The sequence below is a fragment of the Bradyrhizobium sp. SOJA106 genome, assembly GCF_059448745.1.
Genome location: NZ_CM182549.1, coordinates 2,647,059 through 2,666,224, shown reverse-complemented (window position 1 = coordinate 2,666,224; position 19,166 = coordinate 2,647,059). Strand labels below are relative to the sequence as shown.

General features: G+C 64.7%; 13 protein-coding genes and 1 pseudogene. 4 read left to right on the top strand and 10 right to left on the bottom strand.

Annotation, left to right across the window (positions count from 1 at the left end):
• Positions 1-163: 163 nt before the first annotated feature.
• Positions 164-1,117: a hypothetical protein gene (locus AC5V87_RS11915; protein WP_495371083.1), complete on the bottom strand. Its 954-nt coding sequence runs from the start codon at positions 1,115-1,117 to the stop codon at positions 164-166.
• 160 nt (positions 1,118-1,277) lie between these two features.
• Here AC5V87_RS11915 and AC5V87_RS11910 point away from each other — a divergent pair, with 160 nt between their 5' ends.
• Complete coding sequence (locus tag AC5V87_RS11910; RefSeq protein WP_495371082.1) at positions 1,278-4,754, top strand: indolepyruvate ferredoxin oxidoreductase family protein; 3,477 nt, start codon at positions 1,278-1,280, stop codon at positions 4,752-4,754.
• A 146-nt stretch (positions 4,755-4,900) separates the two neighbouring features.
• Here AC5V87_RS11910 and AC5V87_RS11905 read toward each other — a convergent pair.
• The 4 genes and pseudogenes from AC5V87_RS11905 to AC5V87_RS11890 form a co-directional block, all read right to left on the bottom strand.
• Positions 4,901-6,633 (bottom strand): annotated as a pseudogene (locus AC5V87_RS11905) (FAD-dependent oxidoreductase).
• Between the two features lie 56 nt (positions 6,634-6,689).
• Positions 6,690-7,709 (bottom strand): S1C family serine protease, encoded by a 1,020-nt coding sequence (locus AC5V87_RS11900; RefSeq protein ID WP_495371081.1) that lies wholly within the window; start codon positions 7,707-7,709, stop codon positions 6,690-6,692.
• 91 nt (positions 7,710-7,800) lie between these two features.
• Positions 7,801-8,250 (bottom strand): hypothetical protein, encoded by a 450-nt coding sequence (locus tag AC5V87_RS11895; RefSeq protein ID WP_456839911.1) that lies wholly within the window; start codon positions 8,248-8,250, stop codon positions 7,801-7,803.
• Between the two features lie 74 nt (positions 8,251-8,324).
• The gene (locus AC5V87_RS11890; protein WP_495371080.1) at positions 8,325-9,923 is read right to left on the bottom strand and encodes a GMC family oxidoreductase; all 1,599 of its coding nucleotides are present in this window, start codon (positions 9,921-9,923) and stop codon (positions 8,325-8,327) included.
• Positions 9,924-10,123: 200 nt separating this feature from the next.
• On the opposite strand from AC5V87_RS11890, the gene AC5V87_RS11885 reads away from it, so the two are divergent.
• Positions 10,124-10,912 (top strand): thermonuclease family protein, encoded by a 789-nt coding sequence (locus AC5V87_RS11885; protein ID WP_495371079.1) that lies wholly within the window; start codon positions 10,124-10,126, stop codon positions 10,910-10,912.
• Between the two features lie 298 nt (positions 10,913-11,210).
• Here the strand turns inward: AC5V87_RS11885 and cyoD are convergent, their stop codons facing one another.
• The 4 genes from cyoD to AC5V87_RS11865 are packed head-to-tail and all read right to left on the bottom strand — an operon-like array spanning position 11,211 to position 15,058.
• Entirely contained in the window at positions 11,211-11,597 is a 387-nt protein-coding gene (gene cyoD, locus AC5V87_RS11880; protein WP_456839914.1) for a cytochrome o ubiquinol oxidase subunit IV, read from the bottom strand.
• The gene (locus AC5V87_RS11875) at positions 11,594-12,235 is read right to left on the bottom strand and encodes a cytochrome (ubi)quinol oxidase subunit III (RefSeq protein ID WP_456839915.1); all 642 of its coding nucleotides are present in this window, start codon (positions 12,233-12,235) and stop codon (positions 11,594-11,596) included. Before AC5V87_RS11875 ends, cyoD begins: the two co-directional genes overlap by 4 nt.
• On the bottom strand, positions 12,235-14,235 hold the full coding sequence (gene cyoB / locus AC5V87_RS11870; protein ID WP_456839916.1) for a cytochrome o ubiquinol oxidase subunit I: 2,001 nt from the start codon (positions 14,233-14,235) through the stop codon (positions 12,235-12,237). The genes AC5V87_RS11875 and cyoB overlap by 1 nt, the downstream gene beginning before the upstream one ends.
• Positions 14,225-15,058 carry a cytochrome ubiquinol oxidase subunit II family protein gene (locus AC5V87_RS11865; RefSeq protein ID WP_495371078.1) on the bottom strand — a complete coding sequence of 278 codons (834 nt, stop codon included), beginning with the start codon at positions 15,056-15,058 and terminating at the stop codon, positions 14,225-14,227. Before AC5V87_RS11865 ends, cyoB begins: the two co-directional genes overlap by 11 nt.
• 250 nt (positions 15,059-15,308) lie before the next feature.
• Between AC5V87_RS11865 and AC5V87_RS11860 the strand changes: the two genes are divergently transcribed.
• A complete protein-coding gene (locus AC5V87_RS11860) occupies positions 15,309-16,109 on the top strand; it encodes an SDR family NAD(P)-dependent oxidoreductase (protein ID WP_495371077.1) in 801 nt (266 codons plus the stop codon).
• 178 nt (positions 16,110-16,287) lie between these two features.
• Here AC5V87_RS11860 and AC5V87_RS11855 read toward each other — a convergent pair whose 3' ends face one another.
• Positions 16,288-17,616 (bottom strand): PQQ-dependent sugar dehydrogenase, encoded by a 1,329-nt coding sequence (locus AC5V87_RS11855; protein WP_495371076.1) that lies wholly within the window; start codon positions 17,614-17,616, stop codon positions 16,288-16,290.
• Between the two features lie 233 nt (positions 17,617-17,849).
• Here AC5V87_RS11855 and AC5V87_RS11850 point away from each other — a divergent pair, with 233 nt between their 5' ends.
• Entirely contained in the window at positions 17,850-19,040 is a 1,191-nt protein-coding gene (locus AC5V87_RS11850) for a urate hydroxylase PuuD (protein WP_495371075.1), read from the top strand.
• The last annotated feature ends 126 nt before the right edge of the window (positions 19,041-19,166 follow it).

Below are 19,166 nucleotides of genomic sequence, written 5' to 3'. Positions count from 1 at the left end.
CTCTCGTCTCCCTCTCCCCGTTCTCACTGGAAGAGGGTTGGGGTGAGGGGCTGCTTCCGCAAAATCGGTGAGAGTTGAACTCGCGGAGACTCCCCCTCACCCGGAATTTGCTCTCGCAAATGCCGGCCGCTCCGGCACGCGAGGGAGAGGCGAAGTGCGAACACTACCGCCCAGCCCCATACAGCTGCCGATACTCATTCTCATATGGCGCATACGAATCCTTCAGCGTCGCCATGTTGAGCAGCATGGTCGCGACCATCGTGCTCGCCTTGTCGAACACGCGCGTCTTCACCCAGGCGCTCTCGGTTCGGCGGCTGCCGGACAGCGCGACCACCTCGCGCTCGACCTCGTACTCTTCGTCGACGAAGAGCGGGCCCTTCACCAGCCTGATTTCCTGATCGGCGAACAGGCCGACCGCCGGGCCCTTGGCCGGCAGCGGATCCTGCTTGGAGCGGTACTGGAACAGGACGCTCAACATCTCCATCGGAATGATGGGCCTGCGCCACGGATTATCGGCGGTCGAGTAATAAGGCGAGTTCTCGGTGATGACAGCGAGCTTCTGCCGCAGCGAAAACGGATAGAGGTCGCCCATATTCTGGTCGAACGCCATCCGTACCGCCTGCCGCTGGCTCGTCTGCGCCACCTTCACGTCGCGCAGGATCACGGGATCGGTCAACGGCTTGAGCTCGGTAAGACGCGCTTCGAGTGCAGTCTGAGCGTGCGGCTCACCGACCGAGGCCGTGCCGCGCAGCACCTCCGTGCCATCGCGCTTCACCATCTGGATCTGGCACTGGCTCGTCCCCGGCAACGGCTTCGACAGGATCGCCTGCACCTCCTCGCCTTCGTAGCAGACGCTGCGGTAATGTGCGGAGAGGCAGCCGGTCTCGAACCAGGCGTGTCCCCACAGCCGCGCGCCGAGCGGAGCGAGCTGGCTGAAATGGGTCGGGCCCTCGATGGTGCCGCCCTTGAAGCCGAGCTTCTGCGCGGTCGTGTCGTCATGGATCGAGGCGTGCGCGTCGTAGGTTTGCGCCTGCAGCATCTGGCGCGGCTGGCGCCACCGCCCGGTCAGGGCCTCGGCCGTCTCGGTGATCTCGGTATCGAATGCGTTTGCAGCCATGGTGCTCTCCACTGGAAGCCATGACTAGCAGGAGCGCCACGGATGCGGCCAGCGATATTGACTTCGCGGCCCCATGCTTTTGACTGTCACAATTCGCGTCGCGCAGCCGCACCCCTCCCGCAGCGCACCCCCCGCCGAACGAGACACGAGGATTTCTGAAATGACGCTGATGCAGGTCGAGCTGGATGACAAATACCGGCTCGAATCGAAGCGGATCTTCCTGTCCGGCACGCAGGCCCTGGTCCGCCTTCCCATGTTGCAGCGCGAACGCGACCGGCTCCAGGGACTCAACACGGGCGGCTTTATCTCGGGCTATCGCGGTTCCCCGCTCGGCATGTACGACCACGCGCTGTGGCGCGCGAAGTCGCACCTGCAGCAGCACGACATCGCCTTCGTCCCCGGCCTGAACGAGGATTTGGCTGCAACCGCGGTCTGGGGCAGCCAGCAGGTCGGCCTGTTTCCGGGCGCCAAGGTCGATGGCGTGTTCGGCATCTGGTACGGCAAGGGTCCCGGCGTCGACCGCTCGGTCGACGCGCTCAAGCATGCCAACGCGGCCGGAACCTCGCTCAACGGCGGCGTGCTCGCGCTCGCCGGCGACGATCATGGCTGCCAGTCCTCGACGCTGGCGCATCAGAGCGAGCAGGTGTTCGCAGCGGCGCTGATCCCCGTGATCAATCCCGCGACGCTGCAGGACTATCTCGATCTCGGTCTCTACGGCTTTGCACTGTCGCGCTTCTCCGGCTGCTGGGTCGGCTTCAAGGCGATCAGCGAGACGGTCGAAAGCTCGGCCTCCATCTACAGCGATCCTGAACGCATCAAGATCGTGCTTCCCGATGATTTCGAGATGCCGCCCGGCGGCCTCAACATCCGCTGGCCCGATCCGCCGCTGGAGGCGGAGAAGCGCCTGTTCGGCCCGAAGATGGCAGCGGTGCAGGCCTTTGCCCGCGCCAACCGGCTCGACCGCATCGTGCTCGATTCCAGGCCGGCCCGGCTCGGCATCGTCGCAACCGGCAAGGCCTATCTCGATCTGCGCCAGGCGCTCGCCGACCTCGGCATTACTGACAAGGACGCGCAGGATCTGGGCTTGCGCATCTACAAGGTCGCGCTGACCTGGCCGCTGGAGGAAAGCGGGGCAAGGCACTTCGCCGAAGGCCTTCAGGATGTGCTGGTGGTCGAGGAGAAGCGCGGCTTCATCGAAGACCAGCTGATGCGCATCCTCTACAATGTGGATGCATCGAAGCGTCCCATCGTCACCGGAAAGCGCGACGAAAACGGCACGCCGCTGCTGCCGAGCGAAGGCGAGCTGACGCCCACCATCGTCGCGGGCGCGCTGGTAAACCGCTTGCGCAAGCTCGGCCATCACAGCCCCGTGCTGGAGCAGCGGCTCGCCCGGCTCGAGGCGTTCGACAATCCCGTCACATCAAGCTCGCAGATCAAGCTCGCGCGTACGCCATTCTTCTGTTCGGGCTGCCCGCACAATTCCTCGACGCGCGTGCCGGAGGGCAGCCGCGCCATGGCCGGCATCGGCTGCCACGGCATGGCCCTGAGCATGCCGACACGTCGCACCGACCTGATCTCGCATATGGGCGCCGAGGGCGTGAACTGGATCGGCCAGTCGCCCTTCACCACCGAGAAGCACATTTTCCAGAATCTCGGCGACGGCACCTACACGCATTCCGGACTCCTTGCCCTTCGCGCCGCGTCGGCCGCCGGCATCAACATCACCTACAAGATCCTCTACAACGACGCCGTCGCGATGACCGGCGGCCAGCCGGCCGAAGGCGCCTTCAATGTCGCGCAGATCGCGCATCAGGTCTGGGCCGAGGGCGTCAAGCGGCTCGCGATCGTCTCGGACGATCCCGGCAAGTACCCCGACGGCAACTACTTCCCGCAAGGGGCGACCATCCATCACCGCCGCGAGCTCGATGCCGTGCAGCGCGAGCTGCGCGACATCAAGGGTCTCACCGCCATCATCTACGACCAGACCTGCGCGGCAGAGAAGCGCCGCCGCCGCAAGCGCGGGCTCTATCCCGATCCGGCCAAGCGCGCCTTCATCAACGAGCTCGTGTGCGAAGGCTGCGGCGATTGCTCGCTGGCCTCCAACTGCGTCTCGGTGCAACCGCTGGAGACCGAGTTCGGCCGCAAGCGCCAGATCGACCAGTCCAACTGCAACAAGGACTTTTCCTGCGTCGAGGGATTTTGCCCGAGCTTTGTCACCGTGCATGGCGGCACGCTGAAGCGAATGAAGACCTCGGCGGTCGATTCCGGGCAATTGTTCGCCGATCTCCCGCTGCCGCCCGCGCGTGAGCTGGACGGCCCCTACAACATCCTCGTCACCGGCATCGGCGGCACCGGCGTCATCACCATCGGCGCGCTGCTCGGCATGGCCGCCCATGTCGACGGCCGCGGCTGCTCGGCGCTGGACTTCACCGGCCTGTCGCAAAAGAACGGCGCGGTCATGAGCCATGTGCGCATCGCGCCGAAGCCGGAAGATATTTCCGCCGTCCGCATCACCACCGGCGGCGCCGACGTCATCCTCGGCTGCGACATGATCGTCTCAGCCGGCCCGACTGCGCTGAGCCGCGCCGAGCGCGGCGTGACCAAGGCCTATATCAACGCCGACCTGCAGCCGACCGCGAGCTTCGTGCAAAACCCCGATCTCGATTTCGAGATGGGCACGATGCAGACCGTGCTGCGCGATGCCGTCGGCGACAAGAACCTCGACATCATCGACGCCACCGGCATTGCCGCGGCGCTGATGGGCGACAGCATCGCGACCAATCCCTTCATGCTCGGCTTCGCCTTCCAGAAGGGCGCGATCCCGCTGTCGCTGGAGGCCCTGCTCCGCGCCATCGAGATCAACGGCGCAGCGATCGAGATGAACAAGCGCGCCTTCACCTGGGGCCGCCTCGCCGCCCACGACATGTCGCGGGTGCGCAGCGTGCTCCAGTTCAAGAACCGGGCGTCCGCACCGACAAAATCGCTCGATGACATCATCGCAACACGCGCGGAGTTTTTGACCGGCTATCAGGACAAGGCCTATGCCGACCGCTATCTGGCGGCCATCGCCAAGGTGCGCAAGGCGGAAGCCGCCGCCTCGCCCGCGTCCATGGAGCTGACCGAGGCCGTCGCCAAGAACCTGTTCAAGCTGATGTCCTACAAGGACGAGTACGAGGTCGCGCGGCTCTACACCGACGGCAGTTTTGCGAAGAAGGTGTCGGAAAAGTTCGATGGCGACTTCACGCTGAACTACCACCTCGCACCGCCGATCTTCGCAAAGCGCGACAAGGTGACTGGGCGACTTCAGAAGCAGGAGTTCGGCGGCTGGATGGTCCACGCCTTCCGCGTTCTTGCAAAATTGAAATTCCTGCGCGGCGGCGCGTTTGATCCGTTCGGCCGCACCGAGGAGCGTCGGGCCGAGCGGAAGTTGGTCGAGGATTACTTTGCTATGATCGATCAGCGCATGCCCGGGCTGAGGGCGGAGCAGATCCCGTTGCTGGCGCGGCTCGCGCGCGTGCCCGAAACGATCCGCGGCTTCGGCCACGTCAAGGAAGCCAACATCAAGTTGGCGGCGGCCGAGAAAGCGCGGCTGGAGGCGGAGCTCGAGAACAGCCGCTTTGCGGCGGCTGCGGAATAGATTGTGGAACGCGCTCGCCATTCACTCGGTGTCATCGCCCGGCTCGACCGGGCGATCCAGTGCTCCGAGACGGTTGTGATTGAATCGAGAAGCCGCGGCGTACTGGATGCCCCGGTCAAGCCGTGGCATGACAGTGTTGGAGGTGGCTAGACCGAGGCTGACACGCCGGCAGTCGTCTCGCGCACCGCCGCCCCACCCTCCGCCAGATGCCGTCCCGCGATGTAGCCGAACGTCAGCGCCGGCCCGAGCGCAATGCCTGGCCCTGGACAGTTCCCGTTCATGATCGAGCCCATGTCGTTGCCGCAGGCATAGAGGCCGGGAATCGGCGTGCCGTCCTCACGCAGCACGCGCGCCTGTGCATCAACCTTCATCCCGATCGCCGTGCCGAGATCGGCCGGATAGATGCGCATCGCGAAAAACGGCGCGCGGAGGATCGGCGCGACGCAGGGGTTGGGCTTGTGGGCGGCGTCCCCGAGATGGCGCTGATAGTCCGTGCTGCCGCGGCCGAATTCGGGATCGCGGCCTTCTCTCGCATCCGCATTGTAATTCTCAACCGTCGCCGTGAGCGTGGTTGGCTTGATGCCGATCTTCGCTGCCAGCTGCGCGATGCCGGGAGCCTCGATCAGCTCGCCGCTGGCGATATAACGGCGCACATTGCGCGTGAATGGCTTGATGCGGCCGAGACCGTAAGCCCAAAGGAACTGACGGTCGCAGATCAGATAGAACGGCCGGTCCGGCTCGCCATTGCCGTCGCGCAGCATGGCGAGCACGAACTCGTGATAGGACAGCGCCTCGTTGACGAAGCGACGGCCGGCGGCGTTGACGGCGATCACGCCAGGCTTGGCGCGGTCGGTCACCATGTGCGGAAGACTCCGCGGCTGCCATCGGCGCGGCGGAACAGCGAGGCCGGCACCCAACAGGCCGGGCTCGTCGCATCCGTATTGAGGGCGGCAGCGACCGTGGCCGAGAGCCGAAGCCCGTCGCCTGTGCTTGATGTGTTGGCCGCAGAGATGACGCTGGCCGCGGGCGGGAAGAAGCGCTTGCGCAAAGTCGCGTCATGCGAGAAGCCGCCGGTCGCCAGCACTACGCCGCGACGCGCGACGATCGGGCGATCACTCGCGCCGTGACGGATGACGACGCCAACGACGCGATCACCCTGCGTCGACAGATCCTGGACATCCGCGCTGAACAAGATTTCAACCTGCCGCGCCAGCAGCGAGGCGTAGAGCTGCGCGGCGAGCGCATTACCGAGATGCAGCGTCGTGCCGCGCGGGCTGCGCAGCCGCTGCAATGCGTATGCGGACACCAGCCGCGCCGTACGCAAGGTCGAACGCAGCGATTTTCCAACACGCCGCAGCTGCGGGATCTCGAGCGGGTTGACCATCATCCCGCCGAACAGCGTGAGCTCCGGCGGCGGCGGCCGCAGCCGCGCGAAAGCCCGGCCAAGCATTGTGCCGTCGAACGCCACCGGCTCCAGCACGCGCCCGCCCGGCGTCGCACCGAGCCGCTCCGGATAATAATCGGGATAGGCTTTGACCGACTGAAGGCGAACCTGCGTGTTGGCTTCGAGATATGCAATCGCCTCCGGCCCGCGCGCGAGGAAGGCAGCACGCAAGCTGGCATTGGCTGGCCCGGGCACAGTGCTCCACAGATAGCGGACGGCATCCGTGATGCTGTCGGACAGTCCCGCCTCCTTCATCTTGGCATTGGCGGGAATCCAGACCATGCCGTCGGACCAGGCCGTGGTGCCGCCGACGAAGGCGGTTTTCTCGATCACCAGCACGCGCAGGCCTTCGGCGGCGGCCACTGCCGCGGCCGTCATGCCACCGGCACCGGCGCCGATGACAATGACGTCGTAGGTCTCTTGTGCCGGCATCATGCAAGGATCCGAGGCGCGAGGCATGCTAGCGTCATACCCCGCCCGCGGGCTCGCAGCTAGCGTTGCGGCTTGCGTTCGATCGGGTCGATGTCGATCGCCCGCAGGCGGCCGAGCCGCAGCACGTCCATGGCGAGCCGGCGACCAATGCGGTCGCGGTCGAGCACGCGGATCAGATCATCGACGCCGTTGATCTCGACGCCGTCCAGCCTGATCACGACGTCGCCGGGCAGCAGGCCCGCCTTCGCCGCCGGCCCGTCCGGCTCGATCTGCATCAACAGCGCGCCCATCTTGTTCTCGACGCCGGCCAGGACCGCGTGCCGCCGCGGCACCGGCGCGGTCTGTCCGGCAACGCCGATATAGGCCCGGCGGACATAGCCGTGGCGGATGATCTCCGACAGCACGAATTGCGCGGTGTTGCTGGCGACCGCAAAGCAGATGCCTTGCGCCCCGTTGATGATGGCGGTGTTGATGCCGATCACCTCGGCATTCGACGACACCAGCGGCCCGCCGGAATTGCCGGGGTTGAGCGCGGCATCGGTCTGGATCACGTCCTCGATGGTTCGCCCGCTCACCGACCGGATCGAGCGTCCGAGCGCCGAGACCACGCCGGCCGTCACGGTCGATTCGAAGCCGAGCGGATTGCCGATCGCGATCACGAGCTGGCCGCGCTTGAGGCTCTTGGAATTGCCGAGCGCGGCATAGGGCAGATCGCGCACGCCGTTGGCGCGCAGCAGCGCAAGATCGGTATCAGGGTCGACGCCCAGCACCCGGGCGTCGCCGACGTGACCCTCGACGTCGCGCAGGCGGATCTCCCTGGAGGAGCCGACCACGTGGCTGTTGGTGAGCACGAGTCCATCCGGCGAGATCACGATGCCCGAGCCGAGGCCGCCGCGCTCGCGGCCGTTGGGGACCTTTGGCCCGGTCTCGACGCGGACGACGGCTGGGCCGACACGGTCGGTGACGTCGATCACGGCATTGGAATAGGCGTCCAGCAGCGCCCGATCATCGACTGGCGCAGCCGCCGTCGTCCGCGATGACGGCGCGTCATCGGCGATATCTGAGGTAAAATCCAACATGGCAAGAGTCCTTGAAGCTCACACAGATGGTGGCCTGTTCCCTCCTACGCAAGGGACCCGCCGGGGGCGCAGGGCTGGACTGCCCAGGTGGCTAGGGCGCCCGCCGCAGCGTGCCCGCCCTCGCCTTGACCGGATCGAGCAACGACCAGTCGCCATCCGGGAGCACATGGCCTTTCGGGAATGGCGCGCGCAGCTCGAGCCCGAGCGAGCGCAGCACGCGGTCGTCGCGGTAGTAGCATTGCAGCACGACGCGAACGAGCGTTGCGGCAGGCACGCCGCCGTGCTTGCGAAACTCCTGCGCCGCCGCGTCGCGCGCGGCGGGTTCGAGATCAGCAAGCGGCATGCCGGCCAACCGCGCCAGGTGATCCAGGGCTGCCGCGACAGGTCTGCTATCGCGGCCGAGTGTTGCAAGGATGTCGGCCTGGATGATCTCGTCATCGGCGCCGGGGACGCGATATTCCTCGCTCGGTGGAATGATCATGGCGGCGATGGTGCGGAGGTCGTCGCGCTGCCGCGGCGAGAGGGTCGGCTGATCAGTCATGGCGCCCTTTCGTCGAAACTCTACAGCCACAGTGACGGTGTGCTCCCTGCGGGCTGCGTTTGAATGCGACCATCTCAATCGAACAAATTGGCGAGGCGCTGCTTCATCTGGTCGGCGATGTAGAGCGCAAGGGCCTGGATGGTGGAGGTCGGATTCACCCCGCCCGAGGTGACGAAGATGCTGCCGTCGACGATGAAGAGGTTCTTCACGTCGTGCGTGCGGCCCCATTCGTTGACCACGGAGCGCTCGGGGTCGGTGCCCATGCGCGCGGTGCCGAGCAGATGCCAGCCGCCCCAGGGGATCGGCGAATTGACGCAGATGTCGCTCGCCCCTGCCGTCTCCAGAAACTCGCGGCCGCGGGCGAGCGCATGCTCCATCATCTTCCGGCTGTTCTCGCTGATCGTGTAGTCGACCTTCGGCGCGGGAATGCCGTGGCTGTCCTTCAGCACCGGATCGAGCGTGACGCGATTGTGCTCCTCCGGCAGGTCCTCGCAGATCGCGGAGAAGCCGAGCCGGTGGCCGTTGAGCTTGCGGAAGACGCGGTGATGATCTTCGCCCCAGGGCAGAATGCCCTTCTGCTCGCTGACCACGGCCTCGAACACCGGACCTGCGCCGCGCACGAACTGCACGCCATAGCCGCGCACGAAGCCGCGCGACAGGTCGGTGTCGTACCACTCCTTGCTCCACAGGCAGGTCGGCGGCGCGCGGTTGGAGTCGGTCGGCTCCGTCACGTAGCCGTAGATCTGCGCATAGGGATGGAACATCAAATTCTTGCCGACGAGGCCGGACGAATTGGCGAGGCCGTTCGGGAAGCGGCTGGATGCCGAGTTCAGCAGCAGCCGCGGCGTGCCGACGCCGTTGCAGGCGATGATGACGACATGCGCCGGCTGGAACTGCTCGACGCCGTCCTTGTCGTAGTACACCACGCCCGAGGCCATGCCGTTCTCATCGGTGGTGATCTCGCGCACCCGGCAATGGGTGCGCAGCTCGACGCCGGCGCGGATGGCGTGCGGCCAATAGGTGATGTCGGTCGAGGACTTTGCGCCTTGCGCGCAGGCAGGCGTGCAATGGCCGAGATTGATGCAGCGCGCCCGGCCCTCATAGTCCATGGTTGCGACCGTCGTGTCCGACGGCCACCAGTGCCAGCCGAGCTCGTTCATGGCCTTGCCGATGATGGCGCCGGACAAGCCCATCGGCTGCTGCGGCATCGGCGGATGCGTCAGCGGCGACAGTGGATCGCCCGACAGGCCCGACGTGCCCATCATGCGGTCGTTCTCCTCGAAGAACGGGGTCAGCGCGTCGTAGTCGATCGGCCAATCGTCGGCGACGCCGTCGAGCGTCTTCACCTTGAAATCGGAGGGATGCAGCCGCGGCCAATGCGCGGTGTACATCACCGTCGAGCCGCCGACCGCGTTGTAGTTGACGACCTTGATGGGCGAGTTGTCGTCGTTGATCGGGTAATCCTCGGGCCGTCCACGGACATTGGGGCTCGACGACCACTCACCGTAGAACTTGGCCTCCCAATCCCGCCCCGTGCTGGGATATTCCGCCGGATTCATCCAGCCGCCCTGCTCCAGGCAGAGGATGTGCATCTTGGTCTCGGCCAACGACCACGCCACCGCTGCGCCCGACGCGCCGGCACCGATGATCAGGACGTCCACGGGATCTTTCATCGCAACCTTGTCCTCCCCCTCGCCGCTTCCCGGGCGATTCGGCCTTCGCGGACCGGAAGGCTGCGCAAACGATAGGGGCAGAGCGACGGCTGAGTAAAGCCGCGAGGCCGGAATGTCGCACTTCCCGGGGCGCAGACCATTGGTATCGCCTCGTCCGGATGCTAGGAACGATGCGCAAGAGCAATCGATAGCGAGACCGTATGTCCTTCCGAAATTTCTTTGCCGCCGCCCGGGCTTTTGCGCTCGTTTCGTTTTTCGCTCTGTCAGGAATCCTGATGCCGCCAGAACCGGCCGCCGCGCTGACTGCAGCCGCCACGGTCCGGGACGGCAATTCCATCCAGCTCGGCGACGTGACCTATCGGCTCGACGGCGTCGATGCGCCTGAGCTGGACCAGGTCTGCATCGACGACCACGCCGATCCCTGGACCTGCGGCATCGAGGCCCGCGAGCAGCTGAACAAATTGATCAACAAACGCTCGGTGCGCTGCGACGATGTCGGGCCAGAAAAGAGCTTTGGCAAGCGGCACCGGGCGATCTGCACCGCCGAAGGCGACAAGGCGAGCTTGAACGAGCTGCTGGTCAAGCTCGGCTATGCCATCGCCCGCGAGCCGATCAAGGCGAACGTCAAGCCAGCGGCGACCGACGCCAAAACCGCATCGGCCGGGATCTGGAAGGGCTGCTTTGTTGCACCGCAAGATTTCCGGACCGGCAAGAAGGATGGGACGCTGCTGGGCGCTGCCTGCCGCGCCGATCGCGACAAGGAAATTCGCGCCGTGCTGTTTCCGGAGGATCTGACGATGCCGCCGAGCTGCAGCATCAAGGGCAAGCTTGCGGTGCGCGCCCGCGTCACCGGCAATATCGGTATCTATCATTTGCGGGGCTGCCCGAGCTACCCGGCGACGACTAAGCCGGATCGCTGGTTCTGCTCGGAAGACGACGCCCAGGCGGCGGGCTTCCGCAAGGCCTACAACTGCCGCCGGCCAAAGTGAAAAATTGGTTCACGCAGCCGTGAGTGGTACTCCGAGACAGTATTGATCCGGAATTGAACTCCAGCGGGAGTTGCCGCACCTATATGTGTATGCGAGCGCTTTGCGCGAGCGTTTCCTTGGCAGCAATCCGGCTTCGGCCGATTGTCTTTGCTGGGGCGTTTCCTCCCTAGACTTGGGCCGCTTGTCACAAACAAGCGGCTCTTCTTTTTGCGGAGCTGTGGACGCCAACTCCGCCCGGCCATGACGATGCGGTAAGATCAACGCATCAGGCTCACGACTTCCTCCGCTGCCATGCGAGCTACTGACGCATCATGATCTGATCCATCGGCGGCATGTTCTGGTTGAGATGCGACATGATCCAGACGGTGCCGCCAACCACCAGGAAGACGACTAACAGCCCGAACGCCAGCGCCAGCACGTTGTTGGTGTTGTCCGGGCCCGTGGTGATGTGGAGGAAGAACACGAGGTGCACACCCATCTGCGCGATCGCGAGCACGATCAGCGCGACCGGAATCGAAGGCTGCCAGACAAGGTCAGTTCCGGCGATGAAGAATGACATCGCCGTGAGCACCAGCGCCAGAGCAAGGCCAACGACATAGCCGAGGATCCGCTCGCCGACGCTGTGATGCTCTTCCTCGCCCGGTGCGAGGTCATGTTCGGCATGCATATGCGTCTGATCACTCATACGCCACTCCCAAGCAGGTAGACGACCGAGAAGACCCCGACCCAGATGATGTCGAGCGCGTGCCAGAACAACGCAAAGCACATCATCCGCCGCAGGACGTCGGCACGAAAGCCTTTGGCGAAGACCTGGGCCATCATGGTGAGCAGCCACAGGACGCCGGCCGAGACATGCAGGCCATGGCAACCGACCAGCGAGAAGAACGACGACAGGAAGGCGCTCCGCGACGGGCCGTAGCCGCGCGCAACGAGATCGGCGAATTCGCGGAATTCGATGACGAGAAAGATCAGGCCGAGCACGCAGGTCACGGCCATGCCGAGATAGAACCAGAACCGGTTGCGCACATCGGCGGCAATGCTGGCCATGCCGCAGGTGAAGCTCGACAGCAGCAGGCAGACCGTCTCGATCGCGACGTTCCGCTGATCGAAAATCTCGGAGCCCTTGGGTCCATCCGCTGTCTGGGTGACGAGCACCGCATAGGCTGCGAAGAAGCAGGAGAACATCACGATATCGGAGAGCAGGAAGACCCAGAAGCCGTACGCGGTCACGATCCGCTTCGACGCGGGCCCGGGATGCTCGATGACGATGCCGATGTGATGCGGATCGGCGTGGGCGTGCCCGGCGGTCGCGGTCATCGACATCAGATGGCTCCCGCCATGCTGACGAGGCTGCGCCGCTCCTCGAGATTGACGCGGTCGATGCGGGCGACCTCGGCGGCCGGAATGACGTATTCGTCATGGTCGCGCCAGGCGAAAACGACGAAAGTCGCGAACGCTCCGACGCCGCCTAAAATGACCATCCACCAGATGTGCCAGATCAGCGCAAAGCCCATGATGGTGGCGAAGAAGGCGCAGACGAAGCCGGTCGGCGAGTTCCGGGGCATCTCGATGTCCTGATACTCGGGCACGTCATGTTCGAGCGATTGCTGCTGGGCGCGGGCCTTCATGTCCCAATAGGCGTCCTCGCCACGCACATCAGGATTGAAAGCGAAATTGAACACGGGCGGCGGCGACGAGGTCGCCCATTCCAGGGAGCGCCCGTCCCAGGGATCGCCGGTGCGGTCACGCAGCGCCTCGCGGTTGCGGATGCTGACCACGAGCTGCATGATCTGGCTGATCACTCCGATCGACAGCAACAGCATGCCGAACGCCGCGATGATCATCCACGGCCTCCAGACGGCAACATCATAATGCTGCAGGCGCCGCGTCATGCCCAGCATGCCGGCGATGTAGAGCGGCATGAAGGTGACGTAGAATCCGATGAAGGTGAACCAGAATGCGACCTTGCCCCAGCGTTCGTCGAGGCGAAAGCCGAATGCCTTGGGGAACCAGTATTCGAAGCCGGCAAAGGCGCCGAACAGCACGCCGCCGATGATGACGTTGTGGAAATGCGCCACCAGGAACATGCTGTTGTGGAGCATGAAATCCGCCGGCGGCACCGCGACCAGCACGCCGGTCAGGCCGCCGATGATGAAGGTGACCATGAAGCCGACCGACCACAGCATCGGTGTCGCGAAACGGATGCGGCCGCCATACATCGTGAACAGCCAGTTGTAGAGCTTCACGCCTGTCGGTATCGCGATGATCATGCTGGCGATGCCGAAAATGGCGTTGACGTCGGGGCCGGCGCCCATCGTGAAGAAATGGTGCAGCCACACCATGAAGGAGACGACGCAAATCGCCATAGTGGCAAGCACCATCGAGCGATAGCCGAACAGCGCCTTGCCGGAGAAGGTGGACACCACCTCGGAGAAGATGCCGAAGGCCGGCAGCACCAGAATGTAGACCTCCGGATGTCCCCAGGCCCAGATCAAATTCATGAACATCATGACATTGCCGCCGGCTTCATTGGTGAAGAAGTGGAAGCCGAGGTAACGGTCGAGCAACAGCATCGCCAGCGTAGCGGTGAGGATCGGGAACGCCGCGACGATCAGGAGGTTCGAGGCGAGCGTCGTCCAACAAAACATCGGCATGCGCAGATAGTTCATGCCCCTCGTCCGCAGCTTCAACACCGTCGTGACGAGATTGATGCCGGCGACCAGCGTGCCGACGCCCGAGATCTGGAGCGACCAGGCGTAATAGTCGACGCCGACGCCCGGCGAATAGGACAGTCCCGACAGCGGCGGAAAGGCGAGCCAGCCGGTGCGCGCGAACTCGCCGATCACGAGCGAGAGGTTGACCAGCAGCGCGCCGGTCGCGGTCAGCCAGAAGCCGACCGAATTGAGCGTCGGGAAAGCAACGTCGCGCACGCCGAGCTGGAGCGGCACGACGAGGTTCATCAGCCCGATCACGAACGGCATCGCCACGAAGAAGATCATGATGGTGCCGTGAGCCGAAAAGATCTGGTTGTAGTGCTCGGGCGGCAGATAGCCTTGCGACTGGTAGGCGATCGCCTGCTGGATCCGCATCATGATGGCGTCGCTGCCGCCGCGCAGCAGCATCACGGAGGCGAGCAGGATGTACATGACACCGATGCGCTTGTGGTCGACGCTGGTGATCCATTCGTGCCAGAGATAGGGCAGATGTCCCTTCACCACGACCCACACCAGCACGCCCAGGATCGCCACCAGCACGATTCCGCCTGCGACGAGCGGAATGGGTTGATCGAACGGGATCGCCGACCAATCGAGCTTACCGAGCATCGTGGCCTCCAATGTGCGACCGGCCAGCCTCGGATGCGAGCTCCGGCCCGGGCCCCGGCGGGATGTGCTGGGTCGCGATCAGGTCGAACAGGCGGGGATCATCGAGGCGATAGACCGGCCGGCCCCTCTCGATGCCCTGCTGCATCAGCTTCTTGTAGCTGTCCTCGTTCAGCACGGCGTCGGTCTTCGCGGTGGTCGCCACCCAATCAGGGAAGGCCAGTGACGAGATCACGTTGACGTCGAACATCATGTCGGGAAAGCCGTCGCCGGAGAAATGCGCCGACAGACCCTGGAGCTTGCCCTCATTGTCGGCGCGCAGGTTCAGCCGCGTCACCATGCCGTTCATGGTGTAGATCATGCTGCCGAGCTGCGGGATGAAGAACACGTTCATGACGCTCGACGAGGTCAGCTGGAAATTCAGCTCCGCGCCGGCCGGCACCGTCAGCGAGTTGACGGTGGCGATGCGCTGGTCGGGATAGATGAAGAGCCATTTCCAGTCGAGCGAGACGGCCTGGATCCGCACCGGACTTCCGGTGCCCGGCACAGGCGCGGCGGGATCGAGCTGATGCGAGCCGATCCAGGCGACGCCACCGAGCAGAATGACGGTGAGCGCCGGGATAGACCACACCACCATTTCGACGCGACCGGAATAGACGAAGTCCGGCCGGAAGCGCGCCTTGGTATTGGAGGCGCGAAACCAGAACGCGAACGCAAGGATCGCGAGAATGGTCGGCACCACGATCACGAGCATGATGAAGACGGAATCGACCAAAATGGTGCTGTTGGCCGCAGCTACGGGCCCTTGTGGATCAAGCAGATTCATCGGCAAGCCACTGGCGGTTGGGAAGCCCCGAGACAGAGCCTAGCGCGGGAAAGGCTCCGGCAGCAAACGCCGCGACCTCGGAACGGTTCCTGAGCCGCAACGGCAGCGATGCCCGATGAGCCGGCCGCAGCATGCAATTCCAAGTGATGTCAATGACATGAACGCAGGAGCCGCGCCCTTCTCGCAGGTCGGGTCGATTGCTAATCTGCACGAAAATAATGAGACGGGCCGATCCCGGGAGTGAACTGACATGCGCTTGAAGGACAAGGTTGCGATCGTCGTCGGCGCCGGCCAGAGCCCCGGCGAAGGCATTGGCAATGGTCGCGCCGCCGCGCTGACCTTCGCGCGCGAAGGCGCGAAGGTCTTATGCGTCGACCACCATCTGGACTCGGCGCAGGAAACGGTTGCAATGATCACCGCGAAGCAGGGCGCCGCCGCGGCCTGCAGGGCCGACGTGACCAAGGCTGCCGACATCAAGGCGATGGTGGCGGACGCGCAATCGCGCTGGGGCCGCATCGACGTGCTGCACAACAATGTTGGCGTGAGTCTTGCCGGCGGCGACGCCGAGCTGCTTCAAATCACCGAAGAGGCATTCGACCGCGTCGTCGCCATCAATCTGAAGAGCTGCATTCTCGCGGCGAAGGAAGTGATCCCGATCATGCGCGCGCAAAAGAGCGGCGCCATCATCAACATCTCGTCAATGGCGGCGATCACGACCTACCCTTACGTCGCCTACAAGGCGACGAAATCGGCGATGATCGCCTTCACCGAGCAGCTCGCCTACCAGAACGCCGAATACGGCATCCGCGCCAACGTCATCCTGCCCGGCCTGATGAACACGCCGATGGCCGTCGACACCCGCGCCCGCGAATGGCACAAGACCCGCGCCGAAGTCGAAGCCGAACGCGACAGCAAGGTGCCGCTGCGCAGGAAGATGGGCACGGGCTGGGACGTCGCGAACGCCGCGCTGTTTTTGGCGTCGGACGAAGCCAATTTTATTACGGGCGTGACGCTGCCGGTAGACGGCGGGGCGAGCGTGAGACGGGGGTAGGTCGATGCGAGTGAGGTGCTCTTGCCTTCTCCCCTTGTGGGAGAAGGTGGCGCGAAGCGCCGGATGAGGGGTATCTGTCCGCGTACTCGATTGTGAGAGGTGCTTGCGGAGAGACACCCCTCACCCGTCTCGCCGCTATGCGGCGAGCCACCCTCTCCCACAAGGGGAGAGGGAAGCGTCACTGCGGCCCGCGCGTCACCCGCCAGATCGTGCCGTTGCCATCCTCCGACACCAGCAGCGATCCATCCTTCGCCACGGCGACTCCGACCGGCCGTCCCCACACCTCGCTGTCACTCACCACGAACCCAGTGACGAAATCCTCGTACTCGCCCGTGGGCTTGCCGTCCTTCATCCTGATGCGGATCACCTTGTAGCCGGTGCGCCTCGATCTGTTCCAGGAGCCGTGCTCGGCGGCGAACGCATCGCCCTGGTACTCGGGCGGAAACTGCGTGCCCTGGTAGAAGGTCATGCCGAGCGAGGCCGAGTGCGGCTGGATCAAGACATCAGGCACCGTCACCTTGTCCTTGAGGTCCGGCCGCGCTCCGACATGGCGCGGGTCCTCGTTGCCGCCGATATAGAACCAGGGCCAGCCGTAGAAGGCGCCCTCCTTCACGCTCGTCACGTAATCAGGCACGAGATCGTCGCCGAGACCGTCGCGCTCGTTGGTCGAGCACCAGGGCAAGCTGGTCTCCGGCTGGACCGCAAGGCCGACGCAGTTACGGATGCCGGTGGCATAGATCTTCCGATCCTTGCCATCGGGATTGAAGGCCAGTACCGCGGCGCGCTCGAGCTCGCTCGCCCAGGCTGCGCCAAGCGGCTGCGCCTTCGCCCATGCCTCCATCCCGCTGGGCGGCGTGCCCATGCCTTCGGCGACGTTGCTGAGCGAGCCGACCGACACGAACATGCGCTTGTTGTCTGGCGTGAAGACGACATCACGTGTGGAATGCCCGCCGTCATGTGGCAGGCTGGCCACGATCGTCTCGGCCTTGCCGCGCGCCTTGAGATCGCCGGCCTGATAGGGGAAGCGGATGACACTATCGGTATTGGCGACGTAGACCCATTGCGGATTGTCGCCGTTCGGAAAGAAGGCGATGCCGAACGGCTGCCTTAGGCCGCTGACAAACACCTCGTTGGTCGCGAGCTTGCCGTCCTCTCCGGCGCGCAGCACACGAATGGTGCCGATCCGCGTCTCCGCGACGAAAATGTCGCCATTAGGCGCGACCCTAATGATGCGCGGCGCGCGCAGGCCTTCCGCGAACAGCTCTATCTTGAAGCCGGCCGGCACCTGGGGCGCGGCTTCCGATCGACGCGACACCACGCGCGCGGAGCTCGCAACCGATCGTGTGGCGCCGGGCCGCACCAGATCCTCCGGCCGGATCAGCCTGACCGTGCCGGGTTTATCGGCCCGCCAATCGCCGTAAGCATCCTTGCCTTGCAGCACTGGCTCGGCCTGCGCGGCGGTCGCGACCACGACCGCAGTCATCGCGATGGAGACCCTGTTCCTCACCTTTCTTCCTCCCGGCCAGTTTGTCCCGGCATCAACGCCGTTCAACTCGCAAACGTTCTGCGGCAGGTCAAACACCTGCCGAATCCCACGTCACGGCCTGCCCGCACGATGTGCATCGGCTGCGGCCCATCATACTGGAAAATAGCACGGATCGATGCGACACATTGGAGGGGCTGGCCGCCGGTTGCGGCCATCAAGGCTGCGGCATCGGGGCCGCAATTGATGGGATGATCATGTGGGGATCCATCATATCGGAATGGGCGAGCCTGCTGCTCCGCTGGCTGCATGTGGTCGCCGCGATCGCTTGGATCGGCAGCTCCTTCTATTTCATCGCCCTCGATCTCAGCCTCAGGCCGAGAGGTGACCTGCCCGGCGGCGTGCAGGGCGAGGCCTGGCAGGTCCATGGCGGCGGCTTCTACCGGATCATGAAATATCTGGTCGCGCCGAGCCAGATGCCGGACGAGCTGACCTGGTTCAAATGGGAGGCCTACACCACTTGGCTCTCAGGTTTCGCGCTGATGGTGGTGGTCTATTATCTCGATGCCGATTTGTTCCTGGTCGACAAGTCGATCCTCGACCTCACGCCATTCCAGGCCGGCCTGTTCAGCTTCGGCAGCCTCGCCCTGGCGTGGCTGCTCTATGAGGCCGCCTGCCGCACCGGGCTCGCGCAACGCGAGCTGCCCTTCGCCATCGGCGGCTATCTCTTTCTGGTCGCGGTGACTTACGCCTTCACGCATGTGCTGAGTGGCCGCGGCGCCTTCAACCAGATCGGCGCGATCATCGGCACCATCATGGTCGCCAATGTCTTCACGCTGATCATCCCGAACCAGAAGAAGATCGTGGCGGCACTGATCGCAGGTGAGGCGCCCGATCCGAAACTCGGCAAGGCCAGCAAGGAGCGCTCGGTCCACAACAACTATCTGACTCTTCCTGTCGTCGTGCTGATGATCAGCAACCACTATCCCTTGCTCTACGCCACGCGCTTCAACTGGATCATCGTCGCGATCGTGCTCGCGCTCGGCCCCGTGATCCGCCACTTCTTCAACGAGCGCCATGCCGGGCGCAAATCGCCGTGGTGGGTGTGGGGTGTGGCGGCGGCGGGCGCGATCGCGATCTGCCTGCTCTCCGCGACAGGTCCGCGCGAGGCGAAGACGAGCGCGCTGCAGGTCCAACCCTCGCTCGCCAATGTCGAGGAGATCGTGATGTCCCGCTGCAGCATGTGCCATGCGGCCGAGCCGGTCTGGGCCGGCATCGTGACCGCGCCGAAGGGCATTTTGCTCGACGCGCCCGAGCACATCCATCGCAACATCCGCCTGATCGGCCGCGTCGCGGCCTGGTCCAACGCGATGCCGCCGGGCAACATCACCGAGATGACCGGCGAGGAGCGCGCCACCCTCGCCGCCTATCTCGAGCGGGCGCGCTGACGTCGGGCCAGCCTTTGGCGGAATGAAATTCCGCATCTTCCGCCGATTTGAAAATGACTTGACCGCACATCCGGCGTAGACATGATCCGCGGCCGCTGCAGCGGCCGAAGTCAGTTTGCATGCGGG

Excerpts from the sequence above, each read along its gene's own strand:
- AC5V87_RS11915 (WP_495371083.1), bottom strand. The coding sequence starts at position 1,117 with ATGGCTGCAAACGCATTCGATACCGAGATCACCGAGACGGCCGAGGCC.
- AC5V87_RS11910 (WP_495371082.1), top strand. The coding sequence starts at position 1,278 with ATGACGCTGATGCAGGTCGAGCTGGATGACAAATACCGGCTCGAATCG.
- AC5V87_RS11900 (WP_495371081.1), bottom strand. The coding sequence starts at position 7,709 with ATGTTGGATTTTACCTCAGATATCGCCGATGACGCGCCGTCATCGCGG.
- AC5V87_RS11895 (WP_456839911.1), bottom strand. The coding sequence starts at position 8,250 with ATGACTGATCAGCCGACCCTCTCGCCGCGGCAGCGCGACGACCTCCGC.
- AC5V87_RS11890 (WP_495371080.1), bottom strand. The coding sequence starts at position 9,923 with ATGAAAGATCCCGTGGACGTCCTGATCATCGGTGCCGGCGCGTCGGGC.
- AC5V87_RS11885 (WP_495371079.1), top strand. The coding sequence starts at position 10,124 with ATGTCCTTCCGAAATTTCTTTGCCGCCGCCCGGGCTTTTGCGCTCGTT.
- cyoD (WP_456839914.1), bottom strand. The coding sequence starts at position 11,597 with ATGAGTGATCAGACGCATATGCATGCCGAACATGACCTCGCACCGGGC.
- AC5V87_RS11875 (WP_456839915.1), bottom strand. The coding sequence starts at position 12,235 with ATGTCGATGACCGCGACCGCCGGGCACGCCCACGCCGATCCGCATCAC.
- cyoB (WP_456839916.1), bottom strand. The coding sequence starts at position 14,235 with ATGCTCGGTAAGCTCGATTGGTCGGCGATCCCGTTCGATCAACCCATT.
- AC5V87_RS11865 (WP_495371078.1), bottom strand. The coding sequence starts at position 15,058 with ATGAATCTGCTTGATCCACAAGGGCCCGTAGCTGCGGCCAACAGCACC.
- AC5V87_RS11860 (WP_495371077.1), top strand. The coding sequence starts at position 15,309 with ATGCGCTTGAAGGACAAGGTTGCGATCGTCGTCGGCGCCGGCCAGAGC.
- AC5V87_RS11850 (WP_495371075.1), top strand. The coding sequence starts at position 17,850 with ATGTGGGGATCCATCATATCGGAATGGGCGAGCCTGCTGCTCCGCTGG.